This is a genomic window from Streptomyces sp. NPDC056222, assembly GCF_042264065.1.
Taxonomy (GTDB): domain Bacteria; phylum Actinomycetota; class Actinomycetes; order Streptomycetales; family Streptomycetaceae; genus Streptomyces.
Window position 1 is genome coordinate 1 of record NZ_JBHJTL010000099.1, and the last position, 16,128, is coordinate 16,128.

Sequence of the window (16,128 nt, forward strand, 5' to 3'; positions counted from 1 at the left end):
CCGCCGACCGATTCCGCACAGGTTGCCCGCGGTCGCCCGCCCACGGTGCCCACGAGCGAACCCACCACCCCACCCGGCCGACAACGCCCCCGGCACAGGTTGCCCACGGTCGCCCGCACGTCATGTCGTCGTTACCGGCCATTCAGACGCGCTTGCGACGCTCACGCAATGAAGCCCGCCGTGCCTCCTCTCGCCAAGGGGCTCCCCAAAGGGAGACTTCCCTCGCCCACGGCCCGCTCCGACGCGCCCGACCACCCCTTCGCGCGGAAGAATGGGGCCATGAGCCAGCAGCCCGCCGAGGTCCCGGTCCAGTCCACCGCCAAGCCGTCCAAGCGGACGTCCAAGCAGGCGTCCGAGCAGACGCCTCCGCACAAAGGCGAGCCGACCACGCAGCCGTCCGTCGGATCCATAGCCGCGCACCGCCCCCACACGGTCAGCACCGGCCCCGCGACGGACCTCGAGCCCGATCTGGACGCCGATCTCGACGCGTACGAGGACACCGGCGCCGAGGGCGAACTCCCCCAGGGACGCTTCCTCGACCGCGAGCGCAGTTGGCTCGCGTTCAACGAAAGGGTCCTCGAACTGGCCGAGGATCCCACCACGCCCCTCCTCGAACGGGCTAATTTCCTCGCCATCTTCGCGTCGAACCTCGACGAGTTCTTCATGGTGCGCGTCGCCGGCCTCAAGCGCCGCATCGCCACCGGCGTCGCCACGCGCTCCGCCTCCGGGCTGCAGCCCCGCGAGGTGCTCGACCTGATCTGGACCCGCTCGCGAGAGCTCATGGCCCGGCACGCCGCCTGCTACCAGCAGGACGTCGCCCCGGCCCTCGCCGACGAGGGCATCCACCTGATCCGCTGGCCCGAGCTCACGGAGAAGGAGCAGGCGCGCCTCTTCACCCTGTTCCGGCAGCAGATCTTCCCGGTCCTCACCCCGCTGGCCGTGGACCCCGCGCACCCCTTCCCGTACATCTCCGGCCTGTCCCTGAACCTGGCCGTGGTCGTACGCAATCCGGTCAGCGGCCACCGGCACTTCGCCCGCGTCAAGGTGCCCCCGCTGCTCTCCCGCTTCCTGGAAGCCTCCCCGCAGCGCTACGTCCCGCTGGAGGACGTCATCGCGGCGCACCTGGAGGAGCTCTTCCCCGGCATGGAGGTGCTGGCCCACCACATGTTCCGGGTGACCCGGAACGAGGACCTGGAGGTCGAGGAGGACGACGCCGAGAACCTGCTCCAGGCCCTGGAGAAGGAGCTGCTGCGCCGCCGCTTCGGACCGCCGGTCCGCCTCGAGGTCGAGGAGTCGATCGACCCGTACGTCCTCGACCTGCTCGTCCGCGAGCTGAAGGTCTCCGACGCCGAGGTCTACCCGCTGCCCGGCCCGCTCGACCTCACCGGCCTCTTCGGCATCGCCGGGCTCGACCGGCCCGAGCTGAAGTACCCCAAGTTCATCGCCGGCACCCACCGGGACCTCGCCGAGGTCGAATCGGCCTCCGCGCCCGACATCTTCATGGCGCTGCGCGAGCGGGACGTGCTGCTGCACCACCCGTACGACTCCTTCTCCACCTCCGTCCAGGCCTTCCTGGAGCAGGCGGCCGCCGACCCGGACGTCCTCGCGATCAAGCAGACGCTGTACCGGACCTCCGGCAAGTCCCCCATCGTCGACGCACTGATCGACGCCGCCGAGAGCGGCAAGCAGGTCCTCGTCCTCGTCGAGATCAAGGCCCGCTTCGACGAGCAGGCCAACATCAAGTGGGCGCGCAAGCTGGAGGAGGCCGGCTGCCATGTCGTCTACGGCCTCGTCGGCCTGAAGACCCACTGCAAGCTGTCGCTCGTCGTCCGGCAGGAGGGCGAGGTACTGCGCCGCTACTCCCACGTCGGCACCGGCAACTACCACCCCAAGACGGCCCGGCTCTACGAGGACCTCGGCCTGCTCACCGCCGACCCGCAGGTCGGCGCCGACCTCTCCGACCTGTTCAACCGGCTCTCCGGCTACTCCCGCCGCGAGACCTACCGCCGGCTGCTCACCGCCCCGAAGTCCCTGCGCGACGGACTGGTCTCCCGGATCCACAAGGAGATCGCCCACCACCGCGCGGGCCGGCCCGCCTACGTCCGGATCAAGGTCAACTCGATGGTCGACGAGGCGATCATCGACGCCTGCTACCGGGCCTCGCAGGCGGGCGTCCCGGTCGACATCTGGGTCCGCGGCATCTGCGCGATCCGCCCCGGCGTCTCCGGCCTCTCCGAGAACATCCGGGTCCGCTCCATCCTCGGCCGCTTCCTGGAGCACTCCCGGATCTTCGCCTTCGGCAACGGCGGCGAGCCCGAGGTCTGGCTGGGCAGCGCCGACATGATGCACCGCAACCTGGACCGCCGCATCGAAGCCCTGGTCCGGGTCTCCGACCCGGCCCACCGGGCGGCCCTGACCCGGCTCCTGGAGACCGGGATGTCCGACACCACCTCTTCCTGGCACCTCGGCCCGGACGGGAACTGGACGCGGCACGCGACCGACCCGGAGGGCCAGCCGCTGCGGCACGTCCAGGAGATGCTCATCGACGCGCGGAGGCGCCGGCGTGCACAACCCTGACCACCATTCCGTCTCCACGGGCGTCACGGCGGGAGAGGTCCTCTCCCCCTACCTCCAGGCGCGGGCCGGAGACTTCCTGCGCGGACTGCGCCTGCACACCGAGAGCGGAGCGGACACGGCGGGCTCGGAGGAGGCCGCCCGGTCCCTCCGGGCGGCCGCCCGCCGCATCAGCGGCACCCTGCACACCTTCCGGCCGCTCCTCGACGCCGCCTGGGCCGACCAGCTGCGCACCGAGCTCGCCTGGCTGTCGGGAACGCTGGCCCTGGAACACGCCTGCACCTCCCGGCTCGTCCGGCTGGTGGACGCGCTGTCCCGCCTGTCGAGCGGCGGCGGGCCGGTGCCCGCCGCCCGCGGCGTCACCGAAGGCCCGGGACTCACGGTCGGCGCCGCCCGCGCCGGCGCGCTCCTCGAACGCCAGCTCACCCTGGCCCGTACGCGCGCCCACTCCGCGGCCCTCCAGGCGCTGGGCTCCTCCCGCTTCCACGCGGTCGCGGACGCCGTCGCGCTCCTCGCCTCCGAGGTACCGCTGGGGCCCGCGGGGGCGGCCCCGGCGATCGAGGTCCTCGACGCGCCGGCCGCGGTCGTCGAGCGGCGGCTCACCGAGGCCGTGGGCGGCCTGCCGCTGGCCCGCGCGGCCCACCCGTACAACGCGGACGCCCTCGCGCTCGCGGCCGGCGAGGCCCAGGACGCGCCCTGGCACCAGGCCCGGCTCCTGCTGCGCCTCCACCGGTACGCCTGCGAGGTCCTGCACGGCACCGACCCGGACCCGGTCCTCTACGAGTCCGGCCGGGCCCTCGACCGGCATCGCGACGCCTCCGAGGCCGCCACCGCGGCGGCCACGGCGGCCCGCACCCCCCGGATCGCCCCGGCCACCGCGTACGCCCTCGGCGTCCTCCACGCGGACCAGCGCCACGAGGTCGAAGCCTCCAGGTTCGCCTTCCAACGAGCCTGGCAACGCACGACGGCGCCGGTCCCATGATCCTCGCGGCGGGGTGCGTCCTGTGGCGCCCCGCTCCGTCGGGCCAGGGCATCGAAATCGCCCTGGTCCATCGACCCAAATACGGAGACTGGTCGCATCCGAAGGGAAAACTGAAGCGCGGCGAGACCATCGAGGAGTGCGCGGTCCGAGAGGTACGGGAGGAAACCGGCCACTCCTGCGCCCTGGGCCCCCGCCTCCCCACGGCCCGCTACCTGGCGAACGGCCGCCCGAAGGAGGTCACGTACTGGTCGGCCCGCGCGCTCGGGGGCACATTCACGCCGAGCACGGAGGTGGACCGCATGGTCTGGCTCCCCCCGGAGGACGCCCGAGCCCGACTGACGCAGCCACGGGACAGGGAACTCCTGGACGCGCTCCTTTCATGCTGATGGTGGGCATTCACCCGTCCCCCCGGACTCCGTCCGGGGGGACCCTCAGGCGGGACGGGCCGGGACAACGGACGGCACCCTTGCACGCACCCCGCTTCGGGCCCCGGCACCGACGGCCCCCACACCCTCACGAGCCCCACCGCTGCCGCCCACCGAAGGGCCCCGCACCGCGCCTTCCGGCACGGTTCACTTCCCGTTCACTCTCCCCCGTCGGCCGCTTCACCTGATCTGCCTAATTTCGGCCGTACAAGGTGCACAAGCACAGCGCTGCACCCACAACCCCGACACACGCCGCCGTAAACGTTCAGGACACCCGGTCCGCGGCAGGCGGCTTCTGGAAGGAACACCCGAAAGTGAAGCTTTCGCGCATGAACGGGCTTCGCGCCTCCGCGATCGGTGCCCTCGTCGTCTCCGGCGTCCTCGTCCTCTCGGCGTGTGGTTCGGACAACAACAGCGGCACCACCCCGAACGGCGACAAGACCTCCGCCGCTGCGTCGAACATCAAGTGCGACGGCGCCAAGGGTCAGCTCCTCGCCGCGGGTTCCTCCGCGCAGAAGAACGCCATGGACCTGTGGGTCAAGAACTTCCAGGCCGCCTGCTCGGGCGTCGAGGTCAACTACCAGGCCATCGGCTCCGGCGGCGGTATCACCAAGTTCAACCAGGGCCAGGTCGCCTTCGCGGGCTCCGACTCCGCCCTGAAGGAGGAAGAGGTCGCCGAGTCGGCGAAGATCTGCAAGACCGGCAAGGGTGTCAACCTGCCGATGGTCGGTGGCCCGATCGCCATCGGCTACAAGCTGGAGGGCCTGGACAACCTGGTCCTGGACGCCCCCACCATCGCCAAGATCTTCAACACCGACATCAAGAAGTGGAACGACCCGGCGATCGCCAAGCTGAACCCGGGCGTCAAGCTGCCGGACAGCAACATCCAGGCCTTCCACCGCTCCGACGAGTCGGGCACCACCCAGAACCTGGGCAAGTACCTCTCCACCGCCGCCCCGGCCGAGTGGAAGCACGACCCGAAGTCGAAGTCGTGGCCCGCCCCGGGTGGCCAGGCCGCCAACGGCTCCTCCGGTGTCGCCACCGCGGTCAAGGACGCCGAGGGCTCCATCGGCTACTTCGAGCTCTCCTACGCGACCGCCAACAAGATCTCCACGGTCTCCGTGAACACCGGTGCCGCCGCTCCGGTCGCCGCGACCACGGAGAACGCCTCGAAGGCCATCGCCGCCGCCAAGGTCAAGGGCTCCGGCAGCGACATGGCCCTCTCCCTCGACTACGCGACCAAGGCCGAGGGCGCCTACCCGCTCGTCCTCGTCACGTACCAGATCGCCTGCGACAAGGGCAACAAGGCGGAGAACCTGCCGACCCTGAAGGCGTTCCTGAACTACGCGATCAGCGAGGACGGCCAGAAGGTCCTGTCCGACGCCGGTTACGCCCCGATGCCGGCCGAGATCGCGACCAAGGTCCGCGAGATCGTCCCCACCCTGTCCTGATCCCCGGCCGGAGCCGGTCCGTCAACCAACCCCGACGGACCGGCCCCGGCATCCGGTGCACCGCCGCCAGGAGCCCGTACATCCGTACGACTCCGCAGACCGGAGAGTCAGAATGGTTACGACAGCCACACCACCCATAGAAAAGGGCCGGCGCGCCAAGGCCGCCGCCCGTCCCGGAGACCGGGTCTTCCTCGGTCTGTCCCGCGGATCCGGCATCACCCTCCTGGTGATCATGGCCGCGATCGCGGGCTTCCTCACCTACCGCGCCGTCCTCGCGATCTCCAAGGACTCCACGAACTTCTTCACCACCTTCGAGTGGAACCCGGCCGGCAGCCCGCCCGTCTTCGGCATCGCCGTCCTGGCGTTCGGCACGGTCGTCTCGTCGATCATCGCCATGGTCATCGCCGTGCCGGTCGCGATCGGCATCGCGCTGTTCATCTCGCACTACGCCCCGCGCAAGCTGGCCAAGCCGCTCGCATACGTGGTCGACCTGCTCGCCGCCGTCCCCAGCATCATCTACGGCCTCTGGGGCGCGATCTTCCTGGTCCCGTACCTGGGCGGCCTGAACCTCTGGCTCGACCAGTACCTGGGCTGGACGTACATCTTCGACAAGGCCGGCGACGGCGTCGCCCGCAACATGTTCACCGTGGGCATCCTGCTGGCGATCATGATCCTGCCGATCATCACCAATGTGACCCGCGAGGTCTTCCTCCAGGTCCCGAAGATGCACGAAGAGGCCGCCCTCGCCCTCGGCGCCACGCGCTGGGAGGTCATCCGGATGTCGGTGCTCCCCTTCGGCCGCTCCGGCATCATCTCCGCCTCGATGCTGGGCCTCGGCCGCGCGCTCGGCGAGACGATGGCCGTGGCCGTCGTGCTCTCGCCCAGCTTCGTCCTCTCGGGCCACCTGCTCGACCCGGGCGGCGGCACCTTCGCCCAGAACATCGCCGCGAAGTTCAACGAGGCCAACGAGTTCGGCCGTGACGCGCTGATCGCCTCCGGCCTGGTCCTCTTCGTCATCACCCTGCTGGTCAACGGCGCGGCCCGGTGGATCATCGCCCGCCGCAAGGAGTACTCGGGGGCCAACGCATGAGCCACGCCATACAGGACCGCCCGCCCGTGAAGAGCGTGGTCACGCACGACCCGCTCAAGCACGCGCGGCTCCCCCGCTGGACCCCGTTCGCCACCGCCATAGGGTCGATCGCCGCCGCCGTCGGCCTCGGTCTCGCGGCCGGCTGGCACAGCCGCATCCAGTGGGGCCTGATCGCCGCACTGTTCTTCGTCCTCGCGACGTACGGGATCACCTCCAAGGTCGAGGGCTCCCGCCAGGCCAAGGACCGGGTCGCGACCAGCCTCGTCTGGGTCTGCTTCATCCTGGCCGTGGTCCCGCTGCTCTCCCTCGCCTGGGTCACCCTCAGCAAGGGCCTGGAAGTCCTCGACCCGTACTTCCTCAGCCACTCGATGAACGGCGTCCTCGACGCCGAGGCCGGCGGCGGTGTCTACCACGCGCTGCTCGGCACCATCGAGCAGGTCGGCATCGCGACCCTGATCGCCGCGCCGATCGGTCTGCTGACCGCGGTCTACCTCGTCGAGTACGGCGGCGGGAAGCTCGCCCAGGCCGTCACCTTCTTCGTCGACGTCATGACGGGCATCCCGTCGATCGTCGCGGGCCTCTTCGTCCTCGCCACCTGGAATCTGATGCTGGGCTTCGGGCCCTCCGGATTCGCCGGCGCGATGGCCCTCGCGATCCTGATGATGCCGGTCGTGGTCCGCTCCACCGAGGAGATGCTCAAGCTCGTCCCGAACGAGCTGCGCGAGGCCTCCCTCGCGCTCGGCATCCCGAAGTGGCGCACGATCCTGAAGGTGGTCCTGCCCACCGCGATCGGCGGCATCACCACGGGCGTCATGCTCGCGGTCGCCCGCATCACCGGTGAGACGGCCCCCGTCCTGCTCCTCGTGTTCGGTACGAAGCTCATCAACCCGAACCCCTTCGAAGGCGCCCAGTCCTCCCTGCCGCTCTACGTGTACGAGCAGTACGCGGTCGGCACCGACGCAGCCGTGGCCCGTGCCTGGGCCGCAGCGCTCGTCCTGATCGCCTTCGTCATGATCCTCAACCTGGTGGCCCGCGGCATCGCCCGCTGGAAGGCCCCGAAGACCGGCCGCTGACCGCGGTCACTCTGGAAGTGAATTGATATGGCCAAGCGAATCGACGTCAGCGGCCTCTCCGCCTACTACGGCGCCCACAAGGCGATCGACGACATCTCCATGACCGTCGAGCCCCGCTCGGTGACGGCCTTCATCGGCCCCTCCGGCTGCGGCAAGTCCACGTTCCTGCGCACCCTGAACCGGATGCACGAGGTCACCCCCGGTGGCCGCGTCGAGGGCAAGGTGATGCTGGACGACGAGAACCTGTACGGCTCCCACGTCGACCCGGTCGCGGTGCGCCGCACGGTCGGCATGGTGTTCCAGCGCCCGAACCCGTTCCCGACGATGTCGATCTTCGACAATGTGGCGGCGGGCCTGCGGCTGAACGGCTCGTACAAGAAGTCCCAGCTCAACGACATCGTCGAGCGCTCCCTCAAGGGCGCGAACCTCTGGAACGAGGTCAAGGACCGCCTGAACAAGCCGGGCTCCGGCCTCTCCGGCGGTCAGCAGCAGCGTCTGTGCATCGCCCGCGCGATCGCGGTCGAGCCGGACGTCCTGCTGATGGACGAGCCCTGCTCGGCCCTGGACCCGATCTCGACGCTGGCGATCGAGGACCTGATCGGCGAGCTGAAGGAGCGCTTCACGATCGTCATCGTGACGCACAACATGCAGCAGGCCGCCCGCGTCTCGGACCGCACGGCGTTCTTCAACCTCTCGGCCGTGGGCCAGCCCGGCAAGCTGATCGAGCTGGACGACACCGAGCGCATCTTCTCCAACCCGAGCGTCCAGGCGACCGAGGACTACATCTCCGGCCGCTTCGGATAGCCCCCAGACCATGCGGCTCCGCCGCGTGGCGTCCTGCGGTGCTGCATGGCGGTGCCACCGCAGACGAAAGGGCCCGGCTCCCCTACAGGGAAGCCGGGCCCGACCATTTGCTACGCCCACTGCTGTGGGCAACCGTTCCGTATGCCGCTTCGACTGTTGTGGGCAACTGTTCCGCTGGGGCGGAACGGGTGGGCACAACCCACGGGACCGGCGCCGTTTCAGGACCGCCGCCCCCAGGGGCCTACCCGGCCCGCCGGGCCCGTCAGCCGAAGAACAGCTGCACCACGTAGAAGCTCGCCGCCGCGACCAGCGCCGCCGCCGGCATCGTGATGAACCAGCCCAGGATGATGTTCTTCGCGACACCCCACCGCACCGCGTTCACCCGCTTCGTCGCGCCCACGCCCATGATCGCGGACGTGATGACGTGCGTCGTGGAGATCGGCGCGTGGAAGAGGAACGCCGAGCCGAACATGATCGACGCGCCCGTCGTCTCCGCCGCGAACCCCTGCGGCGGGTCCAGCTCGATGATCTTCCGGCCGAGCGTCCGCATGATCCGCCAGCCACCCGCGTACGTACCCAGCGAGAGCATCACGGCGCACGCGATCTTCACCCACACCGGGATGTCGTCGCCGGACTGCTGCACATCGGCGATGACCAGGGCCATCACCACGATGCCCATCGTCTTCTGGGCGTCCTGGAGACCGTGGCCGAGCGCCATGCCCGCCGCGGACACCGTCTGCGCGATGCGGAAACCGCGCTTCGCCTTGTGCGGGTTGGCCTTGCGGAACATCCACATGATGGCGCACATGACCAGGTAACCGGCGACCAGACCGACCACCGGCGAGATGAACATCGGGATGACGACCTTGTCGAGCACGCCGCCCCAGATGACCTCCGTACCGCCGGCCAGCGCCGCGCCCACCATGCCGCCGAACAGCGCGTGCGAGGAGGACGACGGCAGACCGAAGTACCAGGTCACCAGGTTCCAGATGATCGCGCCGACCAGCGCGGCGAAGAGGATGCCCATCCCCTTGTCGCCGTGCGGCGTCTCGATCAGGCCCTCACTGACGGTCTTCGCGACCCCGCTGCCGAGGAACGCGCCGGCGAGGTTCATCACCGCCGCCATCGCCAGCGCCGCCCGCGGGGTCAGCGCCCGGGTCGACACGGAGGTGGCGATGGCATTGGCCGAGTCGTGGAAGCCGTTCGTATACGTGAAGCCGAGCGCGACACCGATGGTCACGATCAGCGCAAAGGTGTCCACGAAGCCTCAGGACTCCTTGACCGCGATGGTCTCCACCGTGTTCGCCACATGCTCGAAGGCGTCGGCCGCCTCTTCCAGCACATCCACGATCTGCTTGAGCTTCAGCACCTCGATGGCGTCGTACTTGCCGTTGAAGAGATGGGCGAGCAGCTTGCGGTGGATCTGGTCGGCCTGGTTCTCGAGCCGGTTGATCTCGATCCAGTACTCGGTGAGGTTGTCCATCGTCCGCAGGTGCGGCATCGCCTCGGCGGTCAGCACAGCCGCGCGGGAGAGCACCTCGATCTGCTGCTCGACACCCTTGGGGAGCTCTTCGACGTTGTAGAGGACGACCAGGTCGACGGCCTCCTCCATGAAGTCCATGATGTCGTCGAGGGAGGACGCGAGGTTGTAGATGTCCTCGCGGTCGAACGGCGTGATGAAGGAGGAGTTCAGCTGGTGGAAGATCGCGTGGGTGGCGTCGTCACCGGCGTGTTCCGCTGCCCGCATCCGCTCTGCGATCTCGGCCCGGGCGGACATGTCCGCTCCGAGCAGTTCCATCAGGAGCTTCGAGCCCGTGACGATGTTGTCCGCGGACGCGGCGAACATGTCGTAGAAGCTCGTCTCCCTGGGGGTCAGACGAAATCGCACGTGGGGTCCTCGGGGTGCTGGGTTGGGTCAGGCTGATGCTAGGCGCATCATCCGGCCACGGCTAACCGGCGTCCCTTCAGTGTCGCCCATCAGGCACAGTGATCTGCACGGGCCCCCGCACGGATCGGCGGGGATCGGTACCATATACCCACGAGGGGTATACACACCCTTTCTGGACAACGGGAGGACGCGATGACGACCACCGAGGCGGCCGAGGTCACCCCCGAGCCCGTCGGGGCCGCGGAGCCCACCGACCACGACCACGGCGTGCACGGCTACCACAAGCAGAAGGACGAGCACCTCAAGCGGCTGCGCCGCATCGAGGGCCAGATCCGCGGTCTGCAGCGGATGGTCGACGAGGACACGTACTGCATCGACATACTCACTCAGGTCTCGGCCTCCACGAAGGCCCTGCAGTCCTTCGCGCTCCAGCTCCTGGAGGAGCACCTGCGCCACTGCGTCGCCGACGCGGCGATGAAGGGCGGCGACGAGATCGACGCCAAGGTGGAGGAGGCCACGAAGGCCATCGCCCGGATGATGCGTACCTGAGCGCCCGGGGCAGGCACCGGCCCGCCCCGGCCGATCAGCAGCAGTCCGCTCGCTCCGGCGCGACCCTCAGCACCTCGTCGATACGGTCCGCGCTGAGCCGCTCCCCGTCCGCGGCCGATGCCGCGATGATCAGTTCACCGCACAGCTCGATCTCGGCGAGAGCGACGCAGTCCTGGTCAGTGGGCACTGTCGCGGTACTGGGCGGAGCCACGCGCATTCACCTCTTCCTGCCGGCGTCGGTCTCCCAGCGTAGGGAGCGCGCCACACACCGCGCATGACACGTCCGGGCCATTTGGCAATGGCCTGCGCGCGACCCCCTGCTACACCTCGATCTTCCCGGCGTAGATGTCCTTCCGGTCCGGCAGGCGTACGTCGACGGCGGCACCGAAGCCGTAGAGCAGCGTCGTCGACGCGACGGCGACCGTACGTCCCTGGTTGGCGAAGCTGAACTGGTGGCGCACCTTGCGCAGCCGGCCCTGGTGGTCGAGGTACGCGTCGAAGGGCACGGTGTCCTTGGCGAACCCTTTCGCCGCCGCGGCGAGCGCCCCGCGCACCTGCGGCGAGGCGGTCCGGGCGGCCACGGCGATGTCCGTGACCCCGCGGTAGTGGCTGACTTTCACCCCTGCCAGGTCGACCTCGCCGACGTAGGTCACCTTCTGCGCGCCGCGCAGCAGCTCGGCGGCGGCGGCCGGGTCGGTGGCCCCGCCGGTGACGAGGTTGCCGTCGTCGAGGGTGGTCGTGTCCACCCGTACCCACTTGTCGGCGGGGACTCCGGCGCCGCGGTTCTTCATATAGAGGGCGCCGGGCGCGAGCAGCTCGGTGATGGGCCGGTGCTCGGAGGCTCCGGCGGCGTCCTTGGGCAGGACGACCTGGAGGCGGCCGGTGCGACGGCGGAAGTCGTACCCGCCCTCGCCCCTGATGGTGACCCGGGTCCCGCCGGTCGCCATCTCCATGCTGGTGCTCGCCTTGGAGGTGCCGGCCCGGGTGAGGACGTCGGCCGCGCCCCGTACGGCCTTCGTCGGATCGCCGCTCGGCTTGGAGTCCTCGGGGGCGGAGCACCCGCCCGTGGCCACCGCGCCGACCAGGGCCGCCGCGACGGCGAGGGAGCCGCCCCCACGTCCGTACCGCTGCACCACCATCGCCTGCCAACCCCCAACGCCGTACCGCTGCTTGTCCGGGACCCGCCCGACCCGCCTAACGACGGTCCTGGGCCACCCGTCACGCGCAGTACGGTGGATCCGTGCATCAGCAGGCCCCGCATCACACGACCACGACGGAACGCGGCTCCTTCGCGATAGCCCGGTGCAGCTGTGGCTGGTCGGGCCCGGCGCGAAGATCGCGGGAGAAGGCCCGGTCGGACGGGGAGACGCACACGCAGGCGGCGAGCCACCACACGGCCTAGCCGCGCCCCCGGAACTCATCACCTCAGGCAGCAGGACCCGGATCTCACCGCCCCGGGCCCGCGGGGCCCGGAACCATCCGTCCCGGGCCGCAACTCCTGATCTCGCCGTCCCCGGCCGCGCCTCCGGATCTCACTGTCCCGGGCCGCGCCTCCGGATCTCACTGTCCGGGCCGCAGGGCCCGGAACCGTCCCGGGCCGCAGGACCCCGGACCGACGGCCTACGCGGCCAGGTCGTTCTCTCCCGATCCGATGCGCGGCTCGGGGATGTCCAGCGCCTCGGGCTGCGGGCAGCGCTTCGCGGCGTTCCGGGAGCGGACCAGCCAGGCGCCGTGCCGGGAGCGGGCGACGGCGGAGACGACCGGGGTCAGCAGGGCGCCGGCGAGAGGCGCGAGGAGCAGGGTCACCGCCGTGCCGAGGGCGAAGCCGCCGATGACGTCGGTCGGGTAGTGCACGCCCATGTAGACGCGGCAGAAGCCTTCGGCGAAGGCGAGCGCGATGGCGGCGAGGCCGAACTTCCGGTGCGCGACGAAGATCCCCACGCCGATCGCCATCGCCATCGTGGAGTGGTCGCTGACGAAGGAGAAGTCGGTCTTGCCGTCGACGAGGACCTCGAGGCCCTGGTGGTCGTTGAACGGCCGCGGCCGCTCGACGAAGCCCCGGATGGGGATGTTGATCAGCAGCGCGACACCCGCGGCGAGCGGCGCCCAGACGAGCCCCGTGACGGCGGAGACGGAGTCGGTCAGCGTGCCGCGCCGGCGGACGCTCCACCAGCACCAGAGCGCGACGAGGACGAGGCCGAGCATGATCCCGTACTCGCCGACGAACTCCATGACACGGTCGAACCACGGCGGGGCGTCCCGCGCCAGCCCGTTGATGTCTCTGAGCAGGCTGACATCGGGGTTCGAACCGTCCGATGCGAGTTCAGCCATGTGCTGCGGCCCCTTGCCTTGTCACGTGAGTCGACCGTGGGCGGTCGTATCAGGGAACGAACCGCCTGAGGCGTGCGTTCCGCTCTTCCTCGACGATCACGACGACGTTACCGAAGAGTGACACGTCATCGCAGCTCAGGGCCTGTGCTTTACGGAGAGTTCCGGCCATGTCCGACAGTTCGTCAGCTCTGCGGCAGGTGCGTCGGCAGCGCCGCCGCGCCCTCCTTGGTGACCCGCGTCGCCCCGAAGTAGTCGGGTGTATCCATCTTCGTGAAACGGATCACGGCCCCGGTGCGCGGGGCGTCGATCATGTAGCCGCCGCCCACGTAGATGCCGACGTGCCTGATGGCACGGGAGTTCGTCAGATCGTCGGAGAAGAAGACGAGGTCGCCGGGGAGCAGTTCGGCGCGGGACGGATGGGGCCCGGCGTTGTACTGGTCGTTCGCGACCCGCGGCAGCTCGACGCCGACGGTCCGATAGGCGGCCTGCGTCAGCCCGGAGCAGTCGAATCGGCCATTCTGCGCGGCCGTTCCCGTGCCGCCCCAGAGATAGGGCGTACCGAGCTTCTGCTGCGCGAAGTTGATCGCGCCGGCGGCCTGCCGCGAGGGTTCGACCCGGCCGAGGGGACGCGCGAAGCTCTTCTCCAGGGAGCGGATGATCCGCACGTAGTTCTGCGTCTCGCTGATGCGCGGCACCCCGCCGGACTTTATGACCCGGTACGCCCCCGCGTTGTACGCGGCGAGCATGTTGTTCGTCGCGTCTCCGGGCACGTTCTTCACATAGCCGGCGAGTTCACAGTCGTACGAGGCGGCGGACGGGATCGCGTCGGCGGGGTCCCAGACGTCCCGGTCGCCGTCCTTGTCGCCGTCGATGCCGTGACCGGCCCAGGTGCCGGGGATGAACTGAGCGATGCCCATGGCGTTGGCGGGCGAGACGACCCGCGGGTTCCAGCCGCTCTCCTGGTAGAGCTGCGCGGCGAGCAGGGCGGGATTGATGGCGGGGCAGAGGTTCCCCCACTTCTGCACCAGCCCCTGGTACGCGGCCGGTACGGCGCCCTTGGCAAGCCCGACGGTGCCGTTCTTGGCGTCGCCCGCACCACCGATGAGCCCGGCGGCGGCGGAGTACGTACCGACGACGAGCAGCGCGACGAAGCTGAGACACGCCCCGAAGACGCCACCGGCCACCAGCCACGCCCTGCCGGCCTTGCCCGCCCTACGCACCGTCAACCACCCCTGGGGTCTCGGCAGTCCACCGACCGGCAATTCTAGGTGGGCGGGCCGTCCGTCGGGGGGTGAGCTGTTACCCGTTTCGGACAAAGTCCTGCAACCCCGGCCGACTTCCGGGGCATCTCTCGTCGCGCCGCACAACAGGATTCGGCCATAGGGGGACGATCATGAGCCACACGAGATCAGCACGCACGGCCCATCTGACACGCGTGACACGCCTGGCCGTCGCGAGCCTGGCCGCGACGCTGGCGGCGGGGCTGCTCGTCGGCTGCGGTCCGGACGACGGCAGCGGCGACGGCGCGCCGGGAGCCCCTAGCCCCACGGGCAGCGCGTCACCGACCGGAAGCGCGTCGCCCACGGCCTCCGCGACGCCGTCCCACAGCGCGTCCCCCTCCCGCAGCGCTACGCCGTCCCGCAGCGCATCCCCTTCGCGACCCGCGGCCGCCGCCCTGACGTGCGATCAACTCCGCCACGCGCAGGTGCAGACCGCCCTCGTGAAGCTCCCCGACTATCCGCAGCCCTCGATGCGGCTGACCGACGGTCACTGGGAGGGCGAGGACGGCGTCCAGGTCGACCTCCAGCCCCAGTGCGCGACCGGTCAGATCGTGGGAGACGGTGCGGCCGACGCGGTGGGCGTCGTGAAGATCACCACGCCGGGCACGGGCCGCTACTACACCCTCGTCGTATGGCGGAACGACCGCGGCACCCCGGTCCCGTTCGCCACCGAGTCCCTCGGCGACCGCACCCCGGTCGTCTCCCTCGCGGTGACCCGTCCGGCCGTGACCGTGGTCTACCGCACCCGCCGAGAAGGCGAGCCCCTGGCCGTCACCACCCTGACCCGCACGGCGGTCTACCGTGTGGCCGGGGCGGGCCTGTACGAGGTAAGCCACGTCGACACGCCGTACGCAGGGGGCTGACGCCCTGCCGGGCGTCAGGCGCAGGGGGCGGACCCCGCACCGAAACGCCCGGCACCGCAGCCCCGCCGGAAGCGTCCGAGGCACACCGGAGGGCGCCGGTTGAGTACCCGTACTCAACCGCCCCGGATCCGCGCGCCGTAACGTCGCGTCCATGACGCCGAGCACCACTCCCGCACCAGCAAACGCACCAGCCCCTCGGAGCCGCTTCCGGGCCTTGGTGCTCGTGGCGCTCGTCGCCGTCACCTGCGTCACCGCCACCGCGTGCTCCGTACTGCCCGGCAGGGACTACCCGACCGTCGACCCCACCACCGTCATCACACGGGTGCAGGCGCGGTCCCAGTGGGCCTACGACGCGATGGGCCTGCCGGCCACGACCCCCGTGACGGGTGGCAGGGTCTCCACCGCACACACCTGCTACGAACGGTGGGCCATCGACCGGGTGGACCTCGACGTCGCCTCGTTCGCGTTCGACTGGTCCGTGCCCGCCGTCCAGTCCGACCGGGCCCGCGCCGCCGACCAGCGGCTGCGCGAGGCGTTCACCGAGGCCGGCTGGAAGCTCACGTACGACCGCCACCGTCAGAGCAAGGGCTCCCTGTCCCTCGGCTTCCGCTTCGAAGACCCGGCCACGGGCGACACGTTCGACCTCACCTGGCACGACACGACGGAGACCCTCTTCTTCAACTCGTACACGACCTGCGCGCAACTGCCCGAGGAGTACCTCTCCGGCTCCTGGCACAGCCCGGAGTGGAGCCCGCGCACCAGCGCCTGACCAGGGCCCGGCACCACCCCAAGAGTGCAACAACGACAGTCATTGCCCG

The 16,128-nt window shown here is 70.1% G+C and carries 16 protein-coding genes; 10 read left to right on the forward strand and 6 right to left on the reverse strand.

Annotation, left to right across the window (positions count from 1 at the left end):
- The first annotated feature begins 279 nt into the window (after positions 1-279).
- The 7 genes from ACFC0D_RS31900 to pstB all read left to right on the forward strand — a co-directional run bounded on the left by ACFC0D_RS31900 (position 280) and on the right by pstB (position 8,399).
- The gene (locus ACFC0D_RS31900) at positions 280-2,577 is read left to right on the forward strand and encodes an RNA degradosome polyphosphate kinase (protein WP_376443505.1); all 2,298 of its coding nucleotides are present in this window, start codon (positions 280-282) and stop codon (positions 2,575-2,577) included.
- Positions 2,564-3,556, forward strand: a complete 993-nt coding sequence (locus tag ACFC0D_RS31905; protein ID WP_376443508.1) for a CHAD domain-containing protein — start codon at positions 2,564-2,566, stop codon at positions 3,554-3,556. The genes ACFC0D_RS31900 and ACFC0D_RS31905 overlap by 14 nt, the downstream gene beginning before the upstream one ends.
- Positions 3,553-3,942 (forward strand): NUDIX hydrolase, encoded by a 390-nt coding sequence (locus ACFC0D_RS31910; protein ID WP_376443511.1) that lies wholly within the window; start codon positions 3,553-3,555, stop codon positions 3,940-3,942. Before ACFC0D_RS31905 ends, ACFC0D_RS31910 begins: the two co-directional genes overlap by 4 nt.
- A 353-nt stretch (positions 3,943-4,295) precedes the next feature.
- Positions 4,296-5,432: a phosphate ABC transporter substrate-binding protein PstS gene (gene pstS / locus ACFC0D_RS31915; protein ID WP_376443514.1), complete on the forward strand. Its 1,137-nt coding sequence runs from the start codon at positions 4,296-4,298 to the stop codon at positions 5,430-5,432.
- 112 nt (positions 5,433-5,544) lie between these two features.
- Complete coding sequence (gene pstC, locus ACFC0D_RS31920) at positions 5,545-6,522, forward strand: phosphate ABC transporter permease subunit PstC (RefSeq protein WP_376443517.1); 978 nt, start codon at positions 5,545-5,547, stop codon at positions 6,520-6,522.
- Entirely contained in the window at positions 6,519-7,595 is a 1,077-nt protein-coding gene (gene pstA / locus ACFC0D_RS31925; RefSeq protein ID WP_376443520.1) for a phosphate ABC transporter permease PstA, read from the forward strand. The genes pstC and pstA overlap by 4 nt, the downstream gene beginning before the upstream one ends.
- A gap of 27 nt (positions 7,596-7,622) precedes the next feature.
- On the forward strand, positions 7,623-8,399 hold the full coding sequence (gene pstB / locus ACFC0D_RS31930) for a phosphate ABC transporter ATP-binding protein PstB (RefSeq protein ID WP_329118039.1): 777 nt from the start codon (positions 7,623-7,625) through the stop codon (positions 8,397-8,399).
- A 262-nt stretch (positions 8,400-8,661) separates the two neighbouring features.
- Here the strand turns inward: pstB and ACFC0D_RS31935 are convergent, their stop codons facing one another.
- The gene (locus ACFC0D_RS31935; RefSeq protein WP_376443524.1) at positions 8,662-9,660 is read right to left on the reverse strand and encodes an anion permease; all 999 of its coding nucleotides are present in this window, start codon (positions 9,658-9,660) and stop codon (positions 8,662-8,664) included.
- A gap of 6 nt (positions 9,661-9,666) precedes the next feature.
- A complete protein-coding gene (locus ACFC0D_RS31940) occupies positions 9,667-10,287 on the reverse strand; it encodes a DUF47 family protein (RefSeq protein ID WP_329118043.1) in 621 nt (206 codons plus the stop codon).
- A gap of 192 nt (positions 10,288-10,479) precedes the next feature.
- Between ACFC0D_RS31940 and ACFC0D_RS31945 the strand changes: the two genes are divergently transcribed.
- A complete protein-coding gene (locus ACFC0D_RS31945) occupies positions 10,480-10,836 on the forward strand; it encodes a metal-sensitive transcriptional regulator (RefSeq protein WP_329118045.1) in 357 nt (118 codons plus the stop codon).
- A 34-nt stretch (positions 10,837-10,870) separates the two neighbouring features.
- On the opposite strand, the gene ACFC0D_RS31950 is transcribed toward ACFC0D_RS31945, so the two are convergent.
- The 4 genes from ACFC0D_RS31950 to ACFC0D_RS31965 form a co-directional block, all read right to left on the reverse strand.
- Complete coding sequence (locus tag ACFC0D_RS31950; protein WP_376443529.1) at positions 10,871-11,053, reverse strand: hypothetical protein; 183 nt, start codon at positions 11,051-11,053, stop codon at positions 10,871-10,873.
- 103 nt (positions 11,054-11,156) lie between these two features.
- Positions 11,157-11,975, reverse strand: a complete 819-nt coding sequence (locus tag ACFC0D_RS31955) for a hypothetical protein (RefSeq protein ID WP_376443533.1) — start codon at positions 11,973-11,975, stop codon at positions 11,157-11,159.
- Between the two features lie 481 nt (positions 11,976-12,456).
- Positions 12,457-13,167, reverse strand: coding sequence for a phosphatase PAP2 family protein (locus tag ACFC0D_RS31960; protein ID WP_376443536.1), 711 nt, complete (start codon positions 13,165-13,167; stop codon positions 12,457-12,459).
- A gap of 182 nt (positions 13,168-13,349) precedes the next feature.
- Entirely contained in the window at positions 13,350-14,387 is a 1,038-nt protein-coding gene (locus ACFC0D_RS31965; RefSeq protein WP_376443575.1) for an NlpC/P60 family protein, read from the reverse strand.
- A gap of 173 nt (positions 14,388-14,560) precedes the next feature.
- Between ACFC0D_RS31965 and ACFC0D_RS31970 the strand changes: the two genes are divergently transcribed.
- Positions 14,561-15,310: a hypothetical protein gene (locus tag ACFC0D_RS31970; RefSeq protein ID WP_376443539.1), complete on the forward strand. Its 750-nt coding sequence runs from the start codon at positions 14,561-14,563 to the stop codon at positions 15,308-15,310.
- Positions 15,311-15,461: 151 nt separating this feature from the next.
- Positions 15,462-16,079 carry a hypothetical protein gene (locus ACFC0D_RS31975; RefSeq protein ID WP_376443541.1) on the forward strand — a complete coding sequence of 206 codons (618 nt, stop codon included), beginning with the start codon at positions 15,462-15,464 and terminating at the stop codon, positions 16,077-16,079.
- The last annotated feature ends 49 nt before the right edge of the window (positions 16,080-16,128 follow it).